Below are 19,312 nucleotides of genomic sequence, written 5' to 3' on the forward strand. Positions count from 1 at the left end.
GATGCCGCCCTTTGTCGTTCGGTGCCGGTCTTTCGACTCAGTCGAGCGAGACGTACACCTCGACCGAGGTCGGACCCGTGTAGCGCTCGATCTCCGCGGTGTGGGAGCGGGTGATGGTGCCCGCGTTCTCCGCCTTGGCGACCTTGGCCCACGCGGTGCGCAGCAGGTCGTAGGGCTTGTCGGAGACAACGAATTTCGCGTAGCGGCCGGCGGGGATGCGGGTGACCACGTCGCCGGTGTCGAGGGTCGCCAGGCCCGAAAGCTCGTATCCCAGAACGGCTACCGCGTGATCGTTCTGGCCGATGTAGGCGGCCACGCGCTCGGCCTTCTTCTCGCGGGCCAGGTAGCGGTCCCAGGTGAAGTTGACCAGGTCGAGGTCGCGGGCGGTGACCTCGCGGCCCGCGAGGGGGATGGTCAGGCCACCGACGAGGAATTCCTCCAGGGTGACGATTTCGAAGTCCACTTCCTGCCCCTACCCCTCGGTGCTCGGATCGAGCGCGACGAAAACCTCCACCGTCCGGTTGTCCGGATAGTGCTCGAAATCCCCGGTGTAGGCGCGCACCAGGGTGCCCGCCGCCTCGAGGTCCCAGACCGTGCGCCAGATCGAGACGATGATGTCGCCGAGATTGTCGCCACTGCGAATGAAGCGGGCGAATTTACCGGCCGGGATACGAGCGAGTACATCGCCCGGCAATAGGTCGTCCAGCTTCTTGCATTCGTAGCCGACGATATGCGTCAGATACGAACCGATCTCGGGTGCGTGATCCACATACGCGGTCGCGGGCGGACCGGGCAGATCCCGTGCCAAATTGCGTTTCCAGGCCTCCTCGACCTTCGAACGGCGCGGCCCTTCGACCGCGAGTGCCGGGCTGCGTAGCACCGTTCCGGCTACCAGCGTTTCGTGGCGTTCAACGACATTGAAATCCACCGGCGTCGCCCCTATGTCTCGTGCTGTCTCCGACCCCACCCTGCTCCCAACCCGCATCCTGCCACCGTCCCCCGGAGTCATTGAAGCCGGTAGCGGTCTCCACCATATCCGCGCCCGTCGTTGGATGGGCACAGTAGCCACGAAACATGATCAACTGTCCCGCCTCCCCGAGCCTTTAGCGGCCGACTGAGAGCCGTCGGAGTCGTGTATCCGTGCCGGCGGTTGGGAGCCGAATCAATTTTGGACGTACCCGGTGAGTTACCCCGACCGTTACGAAACCAGGCGTCACCTTGGCATACGCCGACCTTACCTGCGTCACGGACCATCATCCGGGCACAGGAATGCTGAGGCCGGGGAAGATTTCTACTTCCTTCGGCGTCGGGGCCGGGGGGATAACCAGCACCGGTTCTTGTTGGGGGGCCGGGGTGGCGGGGTTGAGGATGTCGTAATTGCCGTTGCCGGGGGGCATTCCGGAGATTTGTTCGGGGTTGGGGAATTGGTCCACGGGGGTGTCGGCGAGGGCCGCGTCCATGGTTTGTTTCCAGAGGTCGGCGGGCAGGCCGGAGCCGTAGATGGCCGCGCCGCGGGAGGTCCGGATGGGTTGGGACTGTTCGGTTCCCACCCAGACGGCCGTGGACAGCGACGGGGTGAAGCCGACCATCCAGGCGTCCTTGTTCTGGCCGGTGTCGCCGAGCTGGGTGGTGCCGGTCTTGGCGGCGGCCGGGCGACCGCCCGCCAGATTGTGATTGCCCGAGTAGGCGGCGATGGGCAGCATGGCCTGGGTGACCGTGTCGGCGACCGCGGACTGGATGCGCTGCTCGGATTTGCGCGGATCCTTGGCGCGGTCGAGCAGGACGTGCCCGTCGCCGGTGATCACCTTCTGCACGAAATAGGGTGCGCGGTAGGTGCCGGACGCGCCCAGGGTGGCGTACGCCGAGGCCATGTCGATGGGCCGCACCGAGTACGCGCCCAACACGATGGCGGGCAGCGGTGCAGCGCCGTCCTCGGTGAGCGTCTTACCGGGCACGCCGGGGATCTGATCCGGAATCCCGGCCTGGTGGGCCGCGTTGGCGATCGCCTTCGGGCCCTCGAACAGGGTTTGGGCCAGGCGGTAGAAGCTGGTGTTGAGCGAGCGCTTGAACGCCTCGGCCAGCGAGCAGGTGCCGCACGACTCGCCGCCCACGTTCTGGATCTTCTCGCCGTTCACCGTGAGCGGTTCGCTGTCGAGCTTGTAGGACAGCGGGATGCCCTGCTCCAGGGCGGCCAGCACCGCGAAAGTCTTGAAGGCCGAACCGGTTTGCAGCGGGGCCTGCGCGAAGTCGAAGCCGATGCCGTCGGGTCCGCCGTAGTAGGCGCGCACCGCCCCGGACCGCGGATCGATCGACACCACGGCGGTGCGCAACTCACCCGGCTGCCCGCCCAGCACATTCCCGACCGCGTTCAGCGCGGCCTGCTGCGCCTTGGCGTCGATGGTCGTGATGATCTGCAGCGCACCGGTATTCAGCTCGTGCTCGCTGATGCCGGAGGCGCGCAACTCGCGCAGCACCTGGGCGCGGATCAGGCCCTCCGGGCCGCGCGGGGTGCTGTCGTCCACCTCGGTGACGGGCAGGATGGGCGGAAATTGGGTGGCGGCCCGCTCGTTTCGGTTCAGCACCCCCATCGAGACCATGCCGTCGAGCACGTAGGCCCAGCGGGCCTTCAGCTGGTCGAGGTGGTTCTCCGGATCCAGCAGCGAGGGCGTGCGGATCACCGAGGCCAGCACCGCGCCCTCGGCGAGGGTCAATTCGGGTGCGGCCTTGCCGAAATAGGCCTTGGCCGCCGCCGCGATGCCGTACGCGCCGCGGCCGTAGTAGATCGTATTGAGGTAGGCGGCGAGGATGTCGTCCTTGCTCCACTCGCGGGCCATCTTGGCGGAGATGATGAGTTCGCGCATTTTCCGGCTCAGCGTGCGCTCCGAACTCAGGAAGGCGTTCTTCACGTACTGCTGGGTGATCGTGGAGCCGCCGCCCGCGTCGTCGCGGCCGAGCAGGTTGTCGCGGGCCGCGCGCAGGAACGCCGAGGTGGAGTAGCCCGGATTGGTGTAGAAGTTGCGGTCCTCGGCCGAGAGCACCGACAGCCGCACCGGCTCGGGCACGTCGCTCAGCGGCACCGGCACCCGATTGCCTTCCGGCGGAACGACTTTGGCGATGACGCTATTGCCGTCGGAGGTGAGGATGGTGGCGATCTGATTGGTCTGCACCGCGTTCGGGTCGGGAATCTCGGCGCTCCAGTAGGCGATGCCCATGAGCGTGGTCGGCATGACCACCAGCACCAGGAACAACGCCAGGAAAAGCCGCCGGATCCGCTGCCCGCGGGTGCGGCGCGGACGCAGCCCGGGCTCGGCCGATTTCGGCTGCTTGGGCGGCTTGGCCCGGCGGCGTGGTCGACTGTGCGAGGCGCCCGCCTGCCGGCGCGACGCCGCGGTCGCCAGCTCGCTCCACCCTGCCGAGTTGGCGTACGGGGCCGGTTGGCCACGGCGCCGCTTGCGGGACGAGCTCACGAGCATCTCCTTCCGGAGCGTCGACAAAGCCGGTGTCAGGTGACGCCGTGGCCCGATCTCGAGCAGCACGCAGTGCCACGGCGCGACCCATGCTAATCGACGTTGCGTGGCGTCCCTAGGACTTCACGCCGCCCGCGGTGAGGCCGGAGATGATGCGGCGCTGGAACAGCAGCACCATGATCACCAGCGGAATGGTGACGATGGTGCCCGCGGCCATGATGGCCGTGTAGGGCTGCACCAGCGGATTGTTGCCCGAGAAACGGGCGACCGCGACCGTCACCGGCTCGGTCTTGTCGCTGGAAAGCAGTCGCGCCAACAGGTATTCGTTGACCGCCGCGATGAAGGCCAGGATGGCGGTGGTGAACACCGCCGGTGCCGCCAGCGGCAGCATGACCAGGCGGAAGGCCTGGAAGCGCGACGCGCCGTCGATGCGCGCGGCCTCCTCGAGCTCCCACGGGAGTTCGGTGAAGAACGAGGCCAGGATGTAGACGGTCATGGGCAGCACGAACGAGATGTTCGGGATGATCATGGCCTGGTAGTGGCCGATCCAGCCCAGGTCGGTGAACAGCTGGAACAGCGGGGTCACCAGCACCACCACGGGGAACATGGAGGCGGACAGAATGAGTCCGGACACCACGTACTTGCCCTTGAAGGTGAGCCGCGCCAGCGCGTAGGCGGCCATGATGCCGATCAGCAGCGCCACCACCGTGGTGGCCGCGCCGATGATGACGCTGTTGCCCAGCGCGCGGCCGAAGTTGTTGCCGCGGCTGGTGTCGAAGGCGTTGCGGAAGTTCTCCAACGTCACGTGGGTGGGCCACGGGGTGTTGTCGAAGGTGTACTCCGGGTCGCGCAGCGCGGTCACGACCATCCAGTAGAACGGGCCCAGACCCCACACCAGCACGATCAGCGCGCCCAGGTAGACGCGACCGGAGGTGAGCCGCTTGCCCAGCGGAACCGGTTGGCGCGCGGGCCTTTTCGTGGTCTCGACGACAGTGGTGGTCATCAGTGCGCCTCCCGCTGTTCTTCCTGGGTGCGAACGGCGTTGGCGCCCAGGACCTTCACCAGGAAGAAGGCCACCATGAAGATGAGCAGGAAGGTGATCACCGACAGGGCCGAGGCGCTGTTGGGGCCCTGGCGCACCTGATCCACCACCAGCATGGAGATGGTGCGGGTGGCCGGGTTGGACTGGGTCATGATCGCGGGCAGGTCGTACATGCGCAGCGCGTCCATGGTGCGGAACAGCACCGCCACCAGCAGAGCGGGTTTCAGCAGCGGCATGGTGATGTGCCGGAAGCGCTGCCACGCGGACGCGCCGTCCACGCGCGCGGCCTCGTACACGTCCTCCGGAATCACCTGCAGCCCAGCGAGAATCAGCAGCGCCATGAACGGGGTGGTCTTCCACACGTCGGCGGCGATGACCGCGAAGCGGGCGGGCCACGGGTCGGCGGTCCACAGGATGTGGGTGCCCAGGACCCGGTTGACCACGCCGTCGTACTGGAACATGAACTCCCACAACCGCGCCGTGACGGCGGTGGGGATGGCCCACGGGATGAGCACGGCCGCGCGCAGCAGGGCGCGGCCCTTGAAGGTCTTGCCCATGATGACGGCCATGCCCAGGCCGATGGTGGCCTCGAGCGCCACCGTCACCACCGTGAACAGCAGGGTGACGCCGATGGCCGTCCAGAACTGGGAGCCCAGATTGCCGGTGGGGCAGTCGACGGTCTCGCCGAGTCCATTGGTGCACTGCTGCAGCAGCCAGTGCGTGTAGTTGCTGAACCCGGCCCCGCCGCCCTCGACGAACATGCCGGTGGCCTTGTCCAGGCCGGAGTCCTTCTGGAAGGACATGATCAGGGCCCGGACCACCGGGTAGCCGATCACCACGGCCAGTGCGAGCAGCACCGGCGTGACGAACAGCCAGGCCCGGGCCGAAACGCCCAGCGGCTTGCGCGCGCGTTTCGGCCGGCCCTGTGGTGCTTGGGATTTCACGATCGACTCCGTGCGGTCGGGCGACGCGACATCGGTCGCTCCCGAAGGACGTGACACCTTATCTCTTCTCCTACGGGACCAACTCGTCGTCGAGCACGCCCTACGATCCGGCGGTCTCGATGCCCTTCTGCATGCCAGCGATGGCGTCGTCGACCGACTTGTTTCCGGTCAACGCAGCATAGGCGTTGTCCTGGATGGCCTTCGACACCGCCGGGTAGAACGGGGTGACCGGACGCGGCACCGCGGAGGCGATGGAATCCTTGAGCGCGGGCAGGTACGGCATCTTGGCGATCAGGGCCGGATCGTCGTACACCGAGGCGCGAACCGAGGGCAGCGCGCCCGAGGCGACGATGTGCTGGGCGTCCTCGCTGATCAGGAAGCGCAGGAAGTCCAGCGCGGTGGCCTTGTTCTTGGAGTACGAGCTGATGGCCGCGTTGTAGCCACCCAGGGTCGAGGCGCCGATGCCGTCCTTGCCGGGCAGCGGGGCGACCCCGAACTTGTCCTTCACCGCGGAGGCGTCGGAACCGGCGTCACCGTAGGACGACGGCCAGCCGCGCATGAACATGAGCTTGCCGGTGACGAAGGCGGTCTGGGACTCCGGTTCCTTGAAGGAGATGGCCTCCTTCGGGATGTCGCCGTTCTTGTAGGCGTCGACCAGGGTCTGCAGACCGGCCTTGGCCTGCGGGCTGTTCACGGTCGGGGTCTTGCCGTCGGGGCCGACGAAGCTGCCGCCGAAGGCGTTGATGACCTCGGCGGTGTTCACGGTCAGACCCTCGTAGGGCGCGAATTGCCCGGCGTAGCAGCCGATTCCGGCCTCCTTGGCCTTCGGGCAGTCGTTCAGCAGCTCGGCCCAGGTCTTGGGCGGCTCGTTCACCAGGTCCTTGCGGTAGAACAGCAGGCCGCCGTTGGTGTTGCGGGGGGCCGCGTAGAGGGTGCCGTTGTAGGTGGCCGAGGCGACCGGCGGCGAGAGCAGGGTGGAGGTGTCGATCGCGAAGGAGTCCTTCAGCGGCTGGATCCAGCCCTTGGCCGCGAACTCCGCGGTCCACGGCACGTCCAGGGCGACCACGTCGTAGTCGGAGGCCTTGGCCTGCATGTGCTGCTTGAGGTCGTCGTACTGCTGGGAGGCGTCGTTGGACTGCTCCTTGAACGTCACCTTCTCGTCCGGGTGGGCGGCGTTCCAGCGGTCGATGAGCTGCTTGACCGCACCGGTCTCGGTGGTGTCCTTGCCCTCGACGTAGGTGATCGGGCCACGGCCGGTGAGGTTCTCGGCGGTGGGGTTGGAGCCGCTCGAGCTGCTGGAGCAGCCGCTGGCGAAGGTCGCCGTCAGCAATGCCGCCGACGTCACGGCCATGACGGCACGCGGCACCAGCGTCGATCGTAGGGACGACATGTTCTTCAAAGCCATCGCGGATACTCCAGGGTCGAGACGTGAGCGGCGGCACACCCAGCCGGTTGCACAAGGGAAGATACATGGTGGACGTTCCGTGCGCGGGGACTACCTGTTCCCCGCGCGCGTGACCACGGGCTCGGCGATGCCGCTAGGCTGTGTCGCGATGTCTTCTCAGGACAAGATGCTCACCCGAATCGGCGGACTGCTGCGGCAGGCCGAATCCACCGACAACGAGCACGAGGCCGAGGCGTTCCTGGCCGCCGCGCAGCGGCTGGCCACCGGCTCGTCGGTGGATCTGGCGGTGGCACGGGCGCATATCGCCAGTCGCGAGCGGCGGCCCACGCCGACGCAGCGGGTGATTCCCATCGGCGAGGCCGGAAAGCGCGGGCTGCGAACGTATGTGCAGCTTTTCGTGGCCATCGCCGCGGCCAATGACGTGCGCTGCGATGTGGCCCGATCCTCGACCACGGTGTACGCCTACGGATTCGACACCGATATCGACACCTGCGAGGCGCTCTACACGAGCCTGCTGATCCAGATGGTGAAGGCCTCCGACCACTACATCAAATCCGGTGCGTACAAGGGCGCGACCGCCGAGAAGATCGTCGTCGAACGCCGCTACGGGCGGACCTACCACCGTCCGGTCGAGGTGCCGGTGGCGGCGGTGACGGCGCGGCTGAACTTCCAGATGGCCTTCGCCTCCCGCATCGGGCGGCGCCTGGCGCAGGTGAAGGCGGATGTGGAGAGCGCGGCGGTCGAGGCCGACGCGGCCGAATCCGCGCCCACCGGAACGGCTCTCGCCCTGCGGAACAAGGAGCTGGAGCTCACCGACTTCTACTCCCGCACCTCCGAGGCGCGCGGAACCTGGCAGGGGCCGCAGGCCTCGGCCGGATACTCGGCGGCGGCCCGGCGGGCCGGCGACCGCGCGGGCAAGGCCGCGCGACTGGGCAATTCTCCGGAGCTGGGTGGCGTGCGCGGGCAGCTGCCGCGCGGTTCGGGCGAATAGCGGTCGCGCGCATGGCGGTGCGGGATGCGCAGCGGTCCCGGGTGTACGACGCCGAGGGGCTGGTGCGCGGAATGTTCGACCGCGCCGACGAATTCGGCGCGCGGACGGTGGAATTGCACGGCTCGCACCTCACGCTGCCGATCGAGCGGCGGTTCGCGTCGGTGGAATCGGTGCAGACGTACGTGGATCGGGTGCTGGCGCTGAACTGGGTGCTCGCGCACTGGGATCGTGCGAAGGTCGCGGTCACCGTGCGGGCTCGTTCCGGGGCGAAGGCGGCGCACTACGAGACCGACGGGGCGGTCCTGGCGGTGCCTTTGCACGCCGGTGGAACCGCTTGGGCGCTAAGGGAATTGGTGGTCCTGCACGAGCTCGCCCATCACCTCGAACCCGCGATCGGCGACGTCGCGCCGCACGGGCCCGAATTCTGCGCCCGCTACCTCGACCTGGTGGACGGCGTCATCGGGCCCGAGGCGGCGTTGCTGCTGCGTACCACCATGTATTCGTGCGGAGTGCGTATCGCCTGATCAGGGCAGGAGTTCGCGGACGCGGGCGAGGCGCTGTCGCCACCATCGCGTGCGTTCCGGGTCGGGATGGCGGTAGCGGTCGAGCAACTCGGGATCCGGTGTCGGCGCGGTGCGGGGGACCGGCAGGTAGCCGTCGACCGGGCGCAGCGGTTCGGTCACCACATCGCCGGTGAGCAGGGACAAAGTGTCCAGGCCGCAGGCGAAGTCGAGATGGGGGAGGGCCCCGGCCAGGGCGACCTGGGCCGCCAGGCCGACGCTGGTCTCCAGAGCGGAGGACACCAGGCAGGGCAGCCCGGCCGCCCGCGCGACCTCGAGGGCGCGCCGAACCCCGCCCAGCGGAGTGCATTTCAGCACCGCCACATCGGCCGCACCGGCCACCGCCACCCGCAGCGGGTCCTCGGCCCTCCGAATCGATTCGTCCGCGGCGATGCGCACCTGCACCCGCCTGCGCACCGCGGCCAGCTCCTCGATCGTGCGGCAAGGCTGCTCGACGTACTCCAAACCGCCTGCGGCCCGATCGATCTGCTGAATCCGGGTGACCGCGGTGTCCACGTCCCACAGTCCATTCGCATCGACCCGCACGGCCCCGTCCGGGCCCAGCGCGTCGCGCACCGCCGCCACCCGGTCCAGGTCCTCGGTCAGCGAATCCGGATGGTCGGCGACCTTCACCTTGGCCGTGCGGCATCCGGACCCGGCCACGATCGCGCGCGCCCGCTCCGGCCCCACCGCGGGCACGATGCAGTTCACCGGCACCCGATCCCGCACCGGCGCAGGCCATCCCACGCTCGCCTGCTCCACCGCCGTGGCCAGCCACGCCGCCGCCTCGCGGTCGTCGTACTCGGGAAACGGGCAGAACTCGCCCCATCCCTCCGCCCCGGGAATCACCATCCCCTCGCGCACGGTGATCCCCCGAAACCGGGTCCGCATGGGAATCGCGTAGACCACCGCCGACTCGAAATCCACCGCATCACCGTCGCTCACGTTCACGCACCCTACCCACCGCGCGATCCGGTAACAGGTGGCGGCGCGGCCCGGGCGCGGTCACAATCCGAAGGAGCCGATCGTCGGCTCCACACCTGCGCCTTGGGGGAGACCGCAACCATGAACCCGCCCAACCAGCCCCGCCGCCCCGACGCGGACAACGGGCCGGTTTCCAGTCCCGGCTTCCGCCCGCTACCTCCGCGCGATAGCGACGGCAACGAGCGTCCCGCCCCACCGCCCAGGGACGGACGGCAGCCCGGTGGCGCTGCGCCGCACCGCAATCCGAATCCAGCGGGGCAGCGGGGTCCGATGGGTGCGGGAGCTCAGCGGCCCGCGGGGCCGCCGCGACCCCAGTCGGGCGGACCGGTCGGTTCCCCTGATCATGAGGATATGGCCGGAGCGGCGGGGCCGACGCTGCCTGGGGGTGGTCGCCAGGCCCCGCCACCTCCGGCTCCGCCGCAGCCGCCCGTAGCGCACCCCGGTGGTGCGCGTCCGCCCGGGGAGGATCCGGCAACAGCCGGACCCACCTTGCCGAAAGGCGGCCGCCAGGCTCCCCCGCGACCGCTTCCCCCGCAGCCGCCCGGCGCTCCACGTTCCGGGGCGGTGGACCCGGCCGGTCCGACCCTGCCCAAGGGCGGTCGGCAGGCCCCGCCCGCCCCGGTCCCACCGCGCGCGCCCGGCACCCCGGGCGGACCGCCTCGTTTCGGCGGTCCGGCGCACCCGCAGCCGCCCGCGGGGCCGCCGCCGCGTGCCGCGCAGTCGTGGCCGAACGCCGGGCCCGGCGACCCGAATCACCCACTCGGTGAGGAGCCGGGCCAGGCCTTCGGCGGGGAGGACCTGACGATGCCGTCGCCACCGCCCGCGACCGAGGCGACGGCGAACCCGAGTGGGTCAGCTCGTAAACCGGTGCGCCGCAAGGATGTTCTGATTTCCGCGGTGCTGTATCTGGCGGGCGTGGCCGTCGCGTTCGGGTGGGCCTACGACCTGTTCGCGAAGCTGTTCGATCTGGTCCACAACCGCTGCACCCTGCAAAAGTCCGATTTCTCGGTGAAGTGCGCGGTGATTCGCCCGCCCGCCTCGGCATTGTGGGGCCTGCTGATCGGCGGTGGCGGCATGTTCCTGGCCCTGGTCGGCGCCTTGGTCCTGGCGGCGGTGGCGGCCATGACGGGTCGACGGGCCTGGCTCTGGCCCGCGATCGCCCTACCGCTCATCGCCATTGCCGGCGGCGCCGGACATGTCCTGGTGGCCACCGCCATCAACTGATCAGAGGCGTTCGTAGATGGTGGCGTTGGCGAGGCCGCCTGCCTCGCACATGGTTTGGAGGCCGTAGCGGGCGCCGCGGTCGTGCATGGCGTGGACCAGGGTGGTGGCCAGGCGGGTGCCGGAGGCGCCGAGTGGGTGGCCCAGGGCGATGGCTCCGCCGTTGACGTTCACCTTGGACAGGTCGGCTCCGGTTTCGTGGGCCCAGGCCAGGACTACCGAGGAGAAGGCCTCGTTGACCTCGAACAGGTCGATGTCGGAGAGGTCGAGTCCGGCGCGGCGCAGGACCTTTCGGGTCGCGGGGATGACCGCGGTGAGCATGAGCAGGGGGTCGTCGCCCGCGACCGCGAAGCTGTGCAGGCGGGCCAGCGGACGCAGGCCCAGTTGGGCGGCGCGCTCGCTGGTCATGATCAGGGTGGCGGCGCTGCCGTCATTGATGGGGCTGGAGTTGGCGGCGGTGATGTTCCAGCCGATCTGCGGGAATCGGGCCGCCATCTCCTCGCTGTAGAAGGCCGGGCGCAGCGCGCCCAGGGTCTCCAGGGTGCTGCCGAGTCGGATGCCCTCGTCCTCGGTGAGCCCGCCGAACGGGCTGAGCTGGGCCTCGAACGCGCCGTTCTTGGTTGCGGCGGCGGCCTTTTCGTGGCTGGTGAGGGCGAACTCGTCGAGCTGGGTGCGGCTCAGCCCCCACTTGGCGGCAATGAGTTCGGCGCTGATGCCCTGCGGGACCAGACCCTCGGGGTAGCGTTCGGCGAAGCCGACACCGGAGACGTCCTCGGCCCCGATCAGGTTGGCCCCCATGGGAACCCGGCTCATGGACTCCACGCCCGCGGCCACCACGATGTCGTAGGCCCCGGCGATGACGCCCTGGGCGGCGAAGTGAATGGCCTGCTGACTGCTGCCGCACTGGCGGTCCACCGTGGTGGCCGGAACCGATTCGGGATACCCGGCGGCCAGGGCCGCGCGGCGGGTGAGGTTGGAGCCCTGCTCGCCGACCTGGGTGACCACGCCGCCGATCACATCGTCGATCAGGGCCGGGTCGATCTCGGTGCGGCGCACCACCTCTCGCAGGCTGTGGGCCAGCAGATCGGCGGGATGGACGCCGTGCAGCGCGCCGGTCGCCTTCCCCTTGCCGATCGGTGTGCGGACCGCTTCGACGATGACTGCGTCTCTCATGACGTTCCTCTCGACCTAGCTAGCTTCATCGCTATGAAGTCAGGTTAGGACCTGGCCATAGTTAGGGCAAGTCAGCATCTGTATGATGTACGCCATGTCGGCAGTGATGGAAGGCAAGCTCAGCGACCTGAGCGCGTGGAAGCCCGAGGGGTGCTCGATCGCCAAGGCGGTGGAGATCATCGGGACGCGCTCGGCGATCCTCATCCTGCGCGAGGCCTACTACGGCACGACCAGATTCGACGGGTTCGCCGCGCGCGTGGGGATCACCGACGCGGCCGCGTCGACGGCGCTGCGCAAACTGGTGGACGCCGGGCTGCTGGAGAAGCGGCCGTATCAGGAAGAGGGCAAGCGCACCCGGCACGAGTACGTGCTCACCCAGATGGGGGAGGACGCGCTGCCCGTGATCATCGCGCTGTGGCAGTGGGGCGACAAGTACCTCCAGAACGGCCTCGCGCCCTTGGAGCGTCTCGAGGACACGACCGGTGAGCCGGTGCGGGTCGAATTACGTAGCGCCTCGGGAAACAAAGTGCCCCTGGAGAATTTGCGGGTCCGCGTGAACGACGAATGGCGGCGGAAGCACCGCCGCCATTCGTGAGACTCGCCCGTCAGTTCAGGCGGCGGCCGTCTTCCGGGTGGAAGAAGTAGGTGTGCTCCGCGTCGGCGACCAGCGCCAGGCGGGTGCCCTTGGCGGGCGGGTTGCGCCAATCCGCGCGCGCCACAATGGTTTCCCCGTCACCGAGGGTGCGGCCGTAGATGTAGGCGTCGGAGCCGAGCTCCTCGACCACATCCACCTCCATGGCGATGCCCGCACCGTCGCCGACCGGCTCCAGGTGCTCGGGCCGCACGCCGACCACCACGCGCTCGCCGGTGGCCGCCGCCACCGATCGCGGCAGCGGCAGCGGGCAACCACCAAGCGTCACACTGCCATTGCCGACCGGCAGGGTGAACAGATTCATGGCCGGTGACCCCATGAAGCCCGCGACGAACAGGTTGGCCGGGTTCCGGTACAGATCGCGCGGCGAGGCGCACTGCTGCAGCAGCCCGTCCTTCAATACCGCCACCCGATCGCCCATGGTCATGGCCTCGACCTGATCGTGGGTGACATAGACGGTGGTGGTGCCGAGCCGCCGCTGCAACTGGGCGATCTGGGTGCGGGTCTGCACGCGCAGCTTGGCGTCCAGGTTCGACAGCGGCTCGTCCATGAGGAACACCTGCGGCTGGCGCACGATCGCGCGCCCCATGGCCACACGCTGACGCTGACCGCCGGACAGCGCCTTGGGCTTGCGGTCCAGATACGGCTCGAGGTCGAGCAGCTTGGCCGCCTCCAACACCCGCTGCTGCCGCTCCTCCTTGGACACCTTCGCCATCTTCAGCGCGAAGCCCATGTTCTCCGCGACGCTCATGTGCGGGTAGAGCGCGTAGTTCTGGAACACCATGGCGATATCGCGTTCCTTGGGTTCGGCGTTGGTGACGTCCTTGTCCCCAATGAGGATTCGGCCGTCGCTCACCTCCTCCAGACCCGCCAGCATGCGCAGCGAGGTGGATTTGCCACAGCCGGACGGACCGACGAGAACCAGGAATTCGCCATCGGCGATCTCCAGATTCAACGCGTCCACGGCGGGCTTGTTCGCCCCCGGGTAAAGCCGGGTGGCTTGGTCGAAAGTAACCGTAGCCACGGATTAACACTTCCCTTCACCGGCAGGAACGTGCCGGACGATCCGTTGTAGAGGGTCGGCCCAGAGCGTAGCCGAGGAGCAGAATGGGCCGCAGTGATCATCGAAACCAGGAGAGCCTCATGAGCCAGCCGGTTCGTATCGGAGTTCAGTTGCAGCCCCAGCACGCGCCCGATTACGGATTGATCAGGGACGCGGTGCGGCGCTGTGAGGACGCCGGGGTGGACATCGTCTTCAACTGGGACCACTTCTATCCGCTCTACGGGGACCCCGAGGGCGCGCACTTCGAGTGTTGGACCATGCTCGGCGCGATTGCCGAGCAGACGGAGCGGGTGGAGATCGGGGCACTGGTCACCGGCGGCGGATACCGGAATCCGGACCTGCTCGCCGATATGGCCCGCACGGTCGACCACATCAGCAACGGACGCCTGATTCTCGGCATCGGCGCGGGCTGGTTCCAGAAGGACTACGACCAGTACGGCTACGAATTCGGCACGGCCGGAAGCCGTCTCGCGGGGCTGAAGGACGCCATGGCGCGGATCACCGATCGCTTGGCCAAGCTGAACCCGCAGCCGGTCCGCGACATCCCCATCCTGATCGGCGGCGGCGGGGAGAAGAAGACGCTGCGGCTGGTCGCCCAGTACGCGGACATCTGGCACAGCTTCTCCGATATCGACGTGCTCAAGCGCAAGATCGGCATCCTGGGCGAGCACTGCGCCGAGGTCGGCACCGACGCCTCGGCCATCGCCAAGTCGGTGGCCTGGCCCGGTGCCGATCAAGTCGACGCCTACGCCGACGCGGGGGTCACGCTGTTCACGGTGGGCACGGGCGGACCCGACTACGACATGAGCCGGATTCTGGAGGCGGTCGCCTGGCGCGACCGGCGTAACCAGTCCTGAACTGTGATCCACGCCGAATCGGCGTGAGGGTAATCCTGGTCTGACGAACCACCCCCACTAGGGTGGTTTGTCATGGTTTCCTTGCGCCCGGTCGCGCCTGCGCGTCAGTGGCTGGCACTCGCGGGAGTTTTGCTGATCGGTCTGCTCGGCACCGTCACCCTCGGTGCCGGCGGCGCGTCGGCCGACGACCGCGACCTGTGTTCGCCGCCCGGTCTGTCCGCGGCCAGCGCCGCCCCGACCAACCTGGCCTCGGGGCAGCAGAATCCGGCCGCGGACCGGTTCACCACCGCCACCACCGTGCCGCTCGACACGATCGATACCGGCAAGCTGGGCCTGCTCACGCCCGGCAAGCTGAGCGTCGGCACGCTCTCGGACGCGCCGCCGAGCATCTGTGTCAATTCCAAGGGCGTGTTCACCGGCTTCGACAATGAGCTGTTGAAGGCCGTCGGAGCCAAGCTCGGTCTGCAGGTGGAGTTCACCGGCACCGAATTCGCGGGCCTGCTCGCCCAGGTCGCCAATGGCCGCTTCGATATCGGCTCGTCGAGCATCACCACCACCGATGCGCGCCGGCAACTGGTCGACTTCACCAATGGCTACGACTTCGGCTATTTCTCGCTGGTGGTGCCGAACGGCAGTGGCATCAAAGGCTTCTCGGATCTGCACCGCGGCAATCGCGTCGGCGTCGTGCAGGGCACCGTGCAGGACGAGTACGTGGTCAATGAGCTGCACCTGGATCCGGTGAAGTTCCCCGACTACAACACCGCCTACGCCAACCTGAAGTCCGGGCAGATCGACGCCTGGGTCGCACCCTCGCAACAGGCCATCGGCGCGATCAAGCCGGGCGATCCGACCTCGATCGTGCAGAACACCTTCAGCGTCAACAACTTCACCGCCTGGGCGCTGCGCAAGGGCAACCGGCCGCTCGCCGATGCCCTCAATGCCGGTCTGGACGCGGTGATCGCCGACGGCACCTACGCCAAGCTGTACCAGGACTGGGTGCCGCGCGAGCTGCCGCCGGGCTGGAAGCCGGGCTCCAAGGCCGCGCCGATGCCGCAGCTGCCGGATTTCGACAAGATCGCGGCGGAGAACGCGGGCCACAAGACCGACAATTCCGCGGTCGCGCCGAAATCCACCCTGCGGCAGTTGAAGGACACGTTCTTCGACTGGTCGTTGTACCGCAAGGCATTCCCGGATCTGATCAAGACGGGTCTGCCCAATACCTTGATCCTGGCACTGGTTTCGGGTGCGCTCGGCACCGTGCTCGGCATGCTGCTCGCGGTCGCGGGTATTTCCCGCACCCGCTGGTTGCGTTGGCCCGCACGGGTTTACACCGACATCTTCCGCGGCCTGCCCGCCGTGGTCATCATTCTGATCATCGGTCTGGGCGTGGGGCCGGTGGTGAAGAACCTGACCGGCAACAACCCGTACTGGCTGGGTGCGGTGGCCCTGGCGCTGCTGGCCTCGGCCTATATCGGTGAGATCTTCCGCTCGGGCATCCAGTCGGTGGAGGCCGGGCAGCTCGAGGCCGCGCGCGCCATTGGCTTCGGCTACCGCCAGGCCATGACGCTGGTGGTGATTCCGCAGGGCGTGCGCCGGGTGCTGCCCGCGCTCATGAACCAGTTCATCGCGCTCATCAAGGACTCCTCGCTGATCTACTTCCTGGGCCTGCTGGCCAGTCAGCGCGAATTGTTCGCGGTGGGACGCGATCTCAACTCGCAGACCGGAAACCTGTCCCCGCTGGTCGCGGCGGGTCTGGTGTACCTGCTGCTGACCGTGCCGCTCACCCACCTGGTCAACTACATCGACAAGCGCATGCGCGAAGGGCGACCGCAGAGCGCGGCGGAGCCGGTGGAAACGGCCGCCATCACCGAAGGGCGTGGAGCATGAGTGCCTCCCTCACCGGCACCGGCCTGCGATTGACGCTGGGCCACAACGAGATTCTGCGCGGCGTGGACATTCACGTGGACGCGGGCAAGACCACCACGGTGATCGGCCCGTCCGGCTCCGGCAAGTCCACGCTGCTGCGGGTGCTCAACCGGCTGCACGAACCCGACTCCGGCGACATCCTGCTGGACGGCAAGTCGGTGCTGGCCGAGAACCCGGACCGGCTGCGGCAGCGCATCGGCATGGTGTTCCAGCACTTCAACCTGTTCCCGCACCGGACGGTCGCGGACAATATCGCGCTCGGGCCGCGCAAACTGCACGGGCTGTCCAAGGAGCAGGCGCGCACGCTCGCGGTGCAGCAGCTCGAGGCGGTCGGGCTGGCCGGGAAGGCCGATGCGCGCCCGGCCAATCTGTCCGGCGGTCAGCAGCAGCGGGTGGCCATCGCGCGGGCGCTGGCCATGAAGCCGGACATCATGTTCTTCGACGAGGCCACCTCGGCGCTGGACCCGGAACTGGTGAAGGGTGTGCTCGCCCTCATGTCCGAGCTGGCGCAGGGCGGCATGTCGATGATCGTGGTGACGCACGAAATGAGCTTCGCGCGTTCGGTTTCCGACCGCGTGGTCTTCATGGATCACGGGCAGGTCGTCGAAACCGGAACGCCGGAGCAGATTTTCGAGAACGCCGAGACGCCGCGGCTGCGGCAGTTCCTCTCGCAGGTGCTGTGACCAACTCTCGGGACTCTCAGGGGGTACCCCTGAAACCCCATGGTGGGTGGCCTAGCTGCTGCCGCGCCCGCTGCCGCTGAAGGGGATGTTGGCGTAGCCGCCGAAGTCGCCCTGGGCTCCGCTGTAGACATTGATGTCGACGGCACCGCCGATGCCGGGGATGTCGCCGGAGCTGGTGGTCTGCCAGAACGTCCAGGTGGGCCAGCCGCCCGGCACCTCCGGCTGATCATTGCCGCGGTAGTCGGCGATCCACAGCGGATACGAGGTGAACTGGTTGGTATCGGCCATGGCCGTCTGCCAGAACCGCGGATAGGTGTAGATGATCGGCCTGCGCCCGGTCAGGGCCTGCACGGTATTGAGATACCGGTGGGTCCAGTCGATCAGGGCGTCGGGCGGCAGACCGGCGGAGTCCTCGAGATCCAGCACCGCGGGTAGGTCCAGCAGCCCGTTCTGGCCCAGCACGACGGTCGCGTAGAGCGCGGCCTGCGGTTCGGGCGGCAGGTTCGGCCGCGCGAAATGGTATGTGCCCCGGGCGACTCCGGCCACCCGCATGGCCAGACTGTCCGAGACGAAGTAGGGGTTCACGTAGTCGAGGCCCTCGGTGGCCTTGAGCATGGCGAACTGGTGTCCGGCGGCGCGCACCGCGAACCAGTTGATGCCCCCGCCGCCCGGATGCTGCCAGGAGGCCACATCCGGGCCGGTGATGTCGGCGGCCGCCACCCACGTGGTGGTAGCCGTCAGGATGCCGGTAGCTGCGATAGTGAGCACTTTCATCAGGCTGTGTCCGGTCATGACCTAAAACGCTAGGTCGATCCGGTCCTATAGCCGTGAAAGCACGGCTGTGATGTTCGCCAATTGTTAGCTCAATCGATCAGCCCAGCCAGTCCAGCACCGACGCCGCCGTCCAGGACTGCTGCATGCTGCCCAGCGGCACACCGGTGAAGGGCTCGTAGTACTCCGCGAAGCTGCCGTCGCTGGCCTGTCGCAGCCCCTCGGCGCGCAGCATGAACGAGCGTTCGGCCCAGCCGCGGCGGGCGAACACCCAGGAGAACAGCCAGCTGATCACCGGCCACACCGGGCCACGCCAGTACTCGCGCGGGCGAAAGTCCTTGGCCACCGGGGACGTCGAGGGCGGCAGCGCGTAGCGCAGATCCGGATGCCCGCACCAGCGCGGGCCCTCGAACAGCCGCAGCAGTCGGCGTTCGGCGTCGCGCGGCAGCCCGCCCGAGATGAGGGGCGCGAAACAGGCCAGGGTCTCGGTCTCGATCCACCGGTCCGCGCGCACGTCGAAATCCCGGGCCACACCGGTGCGCGCGTCGGTGGTGGCGACCACACCCGCGCGGAAGTAGTCGGCCCACTCGTAGAGTTCGCGCACGTCCGCGTGTGGCTGCTTGTAGTCCTCGCCGATATTGGCCAGCACATCGCAGGCCAGCGCGAAGATGGCGGTCACGAACACGTCCTCGACGGCGAAGCTCATGGTCGAGGCCAGTTGGTAGTCGTCGTAGCCCGCGCGGCGCATCTGCTCGAGCAGCCACAGGTAGCGGTCGTACTCGCGGTCCGAGGGCCGCTGCGTGGGATCGCCCACCACCTGCAGGTCGGCGCGCTCGTAGGGCGGCAGGTCCGGGCCCGGAATCACGTTCTCGTAGGCGCGATCCCAGCGCGGCGAGTTGTCCATGCCCGATTCCCAGCCGTGGTACAGGGTGATGCGGCCGTGCTGTTTGGGGTCGCGGGCGTAGGCCAGCCAGCGGTGCCAGCGCATGAGGTCGGGCCAGCGCCGCTGCAGGAACTCCTCGGCGATCGCCCGGGTGCTGCGGCCGTGGCGGCGGGAATGGTCCAGAATCCGTTGCACCGCAATGGCATGCACGGGTGGCTGGGTGATGCCCGAGGTGTCGGGACCGTCCGGTGCGTCCGCGGCCAGGCGGCGACATTCCCAGCGGGAGGGGCCGGGAAAGTAGCCGTCCTGGCCATTGGCGAAGACGATGTGCGGGATCATCCCGTTGCGCCATTGCGCCGACAGCAGGGTGTCGAGTTCGAGGGCGGCGCGTTCGACGCTCAGCGGTGCCAAACCGACCGCTACGAATGCTGCGTCCCAGCTCCACATGTGCGGATACAGCTTCGGCGCGGCGCTGGTCATGGTGCCCAGGTCGTTGCCGCGCAGCAGATAGGCGGCGCGCGCCGCGAGCTGGGTGGGCGTGAATCCCGGGTGTGTCATCGCCCCATTCTGCGCCGGAACCCGCAGGTATGCGCGATGGACGGACGGGTCGGACGGTGAGCTGGACCGCACGGCGTAGGTGATGGACCGCGCGAGTTGGCCCAAGGATGACTCCTGGTCGCCAGATTGCAC

Annotated in this window: 18 protein-coding genes; 7 read left to right on the top strand and 11 right to left on the bottom strand. The window is 68.3% G+C overall.

Going from position 1 to position 19,312, the window contains the following annotated elements; translation table 11 throughout:
* Positions 1-37: 37 nt before the first annotated feature.
* The 6 genes from VMT65_RS34505 to VMT65_RS34530 all read right to left on the bottom strand — a co-directional run bounded on the left by VMT65_RS34505 (position 38) and on the right by VMT65_RS34530 (position 6,858).
* Positions 38-463: a GyrI-like domain-containing protein gene (locus VMT65_RS34505; protein ID WP_326312858.1), complete on the bottom strand. Its 426-nt coding sequence runs from the start codon at positions 461-463 to the stop codon at positions 38-40.
* Positions 464-472: 9 nt separating this feature from the next.
* A complete protein-coding gene (locus tag VMT65_RS34510; protein ID WP_326312859.1) occupies positions 473-928 on the bottom strand; it encodes a GyrI-like domain-containing protein in 456 nt (151 codons plus the stop codon).
* Between the two features lie 325 nt (positions 929-1,253).
* Positions 1,254-3,473: a transglycosylase domain-containing protein gene (locus VMT65_RS34515; protein WP_326312860.1), complete on the bottom strand. Its 2,220-nt coding sequence runs from the start codon at positions 3,471-3,473 to the stop codon at positions 1,254-1,256.
* 109 nt (positions 3,474-3,582) lie between these two features.
* Positions 3,583-4,470 carry a carbohydrate ABC transporter permease gene (locus VMT65_RS34520; protein WP_326312861.1) on the bottom strand — a complete coding sequence of 296 codons (888 nt, stop codon included), beginning with the start codon at positions 4,468-4,470 and terminating at the stop codon, positions 3,583-3,585.
* Complete coding sequence (locus VMT65_RS34525; protein WP_442790371.1) at positions 4,470-5,456, bottom strand: carbohydrate ABC transporter permease; 987 nt, start codon at positions 5,454-5,456, stop codon at positions 4,470-4,472. Before VMT65_RS34525 ends, VMT65_RS34520 begins: the two co-directional genes overlap by 1 nt.
* Before the next feature lie 97 nt (positions 5,457-5,553).
* Positions 5,554-6,858 carry an ABC transporter substrate-binding protein gene (locus VMT65_RS34530; protein ID WP_326312862.1) on the bottom strand — a complete coding sequence of 435 codons (1,305 nt, stop codon included), beginning with the start codon at positions 6,856-6,858 and terminating at the stop codon, positions 5,554-5,556.
* Between the two features lie 148 nt (positions 6,859-7,006).
* Between VMT65_RS34530 and VMT65_RS34535 the strand changes: the two genes are divergently transcribed.
* The gene (locus tag VMT65_RS34535) at positions 7,007-7,849 is read left to right on the top strand and encodes a DUF2786 domain-containing protein (RefSeq protein WP_326312863.1); all 843 of its coding nucleotides are present in this window, start codon (positions 7,007-7,009) and stop codon (positions 7,847-7,849) included.
* 11 nt (positions 7,850-7,860) lie between these two features.
* Positions 7,861-8,373 carry a TIGR04338 family metallohydrolase gene (locus tag VMT65_RS34540; protein WP_326312864.1) on the top strand — a complete coding sequence of 171 codons (513 nt, stop codon included), beginning with the start codon at positions 7,861-7,863 and terminating at the stop codon, positions 8,371-8,373.
* On the opposite strand, the gene VMT65_RS34545 is transcribed toward VMT65_RS34540, so the two are convergent.
* A complete protein-coding gene (locus VMT65_RS34545; RefSeq protein ID WP_326312865.1) occupies positions 8,374-9,354 on the bottom strand; it encodes an o-succinylbenzoate synthase in 981 nt (326 codons plus the stop codon).
* Between the two features lie 603 nt (positions 9,355-9,957).
* On the opposite strand from VMT65_RS34545, the gene VMT65_RS34550 reads away from it, so the two are divergent.
* Entirely contained in the window at positions 9,958-10,617 is a 660-nt protein-coding gene (locus VMT65_RS34550; protein WP_326312866.1) for a hypothetical protein, read from the top strand.
* On the opposite strand, the gene VMT65_RS34555 is transcribed toward VMT65_RS34550, so the two are convergent.
* Positions 10,618-11,787 carry a thiolase family protein gene (locus tag VMT65_RS34555; protein ID WP_326312867.1) on the bottom strand — a complete coding sequence of 390 codons (1,170 nt, stop codon included), beginning with the start codon at positions 11,785-11,787 and terminating at the stop codon, positions 10,618-10,620.
* A gap of 94 nt (positions 11,788-11,881) precedes the next feature.
* Between VMT65_RS34555 and VMT65_RS34560 the strand changes: the two genes are divergently transcribed.
* A complete protein-coding gene (locus tag VMT65_RS34560; RefSeq protein WP_326312868.1) occupies positions 11,882-12,382 on the top strand; it encodes a winged helix-turn-helix transcriptional regulator in 501 nt (166 codons plus the stop codon).
* Between the two features lie 10 nt (positions 12,383-12,392).
* Here VMT65_RS34560 and VMT65_RS34565 read toward each other — a convergent pair whose 3' ends face one another.
* Entirely contained in the window at positions 12,393-13,463 is a 1,071-nt protein-coding gene (locus VMT65_RS34565; RefSeq protein WP_326312869.1) for an ABC transporter ATP-binding protein, read from the bottom strand.
* Positions 13,464-13,582: 119 nt separating this feature from the next.
* Here VMT65_RS34565 and VMT65_RS34570 point away from each other — a divergent pair, with 119 nt between their 5' ends.
* The 3 genes from VMT65_RS34570 to VMT65_RS34580 all read left to right on the top strand — a co-directional run bounded on the left by VMT65_RS34570 (position 13,583) and on the right by VMT65_RS34580 (position 16,968).
* Positions 13,583-14,359, top strand: coding sequence for an LLM class F420-dependent oxidoreductase (locus tag VMT65_RS34570; protein WP_326312870.1), 777 nt, complete (start codon positions 13,583-13,585; stop codon positions 14,357-14,359).
* Between the two features lie 72 nt (positions 14,360-14,431).
* Entirely contained in the window at positions 14,432-16,246 is a 1,815-nt protein-coding gene (locus VMT65_RS34575; protein WP_326312871.1) for an ABC transporter substrate-binding protein/permease, read from the top strand.
* The gene (locus VMT65_RS34580; RefSeq protein WP_326312872.1) at positions 16,243-16,968 is read left to right on the top strand and encodes an amino acid ABC transporter ATP-binding protein; all 726 of its coding nucleotides are present in this window, start codon (positions 16,243-16,245) and stop codon (positions 16,966-16,968) included. The genes VMT65_RS34575 and VMT65_RS34580 overlap by 4 nt, the downstream gene beginning before the upstream one ends.
* Before the next feature lie 51 nt (positions 16,969-17,019).
* On the opposite strand, the gene VMT65_RS34585 is transcribed toward VMT65_RS34580, so the two are convergent.
* Positions 17,020-17,760 carry a glycoside hydrolase family 25 protein gene (locus VMT65_RS34585; RefSeq protein WP_442790357.1) on the bottom strand — a complete coding sequence of 247 codons (741 nt, stop codon included), beginning with the start codon at positions 17,758-17,760 and terminating at the stop codon, positions 17,020-17,022.
* Positions 17,761-17,839: 79 nt separating this feature from the next.
* Entirely contained in the window at positions 17,840-19,180 is a 1,341-nt protein-coding gene (gene ggh, locus VMT65_RS34590) for a glucosylglycerate hydrolase (protein ID WP_326312873.1), read from the bottom strand.
* Positions 19,181-19,312: the final 132 nt, after the last annotated feature.

It is taken from the genome of Nocardia sp. CDC153 (assembly GCF_035818515.1).
In the GTDB taxonomy this organism is placed as follows: Bacteria; Actinomycetota; Actinomycetes; order Mycobacteriales; family Mycobacteriaceae; genus Nocardia.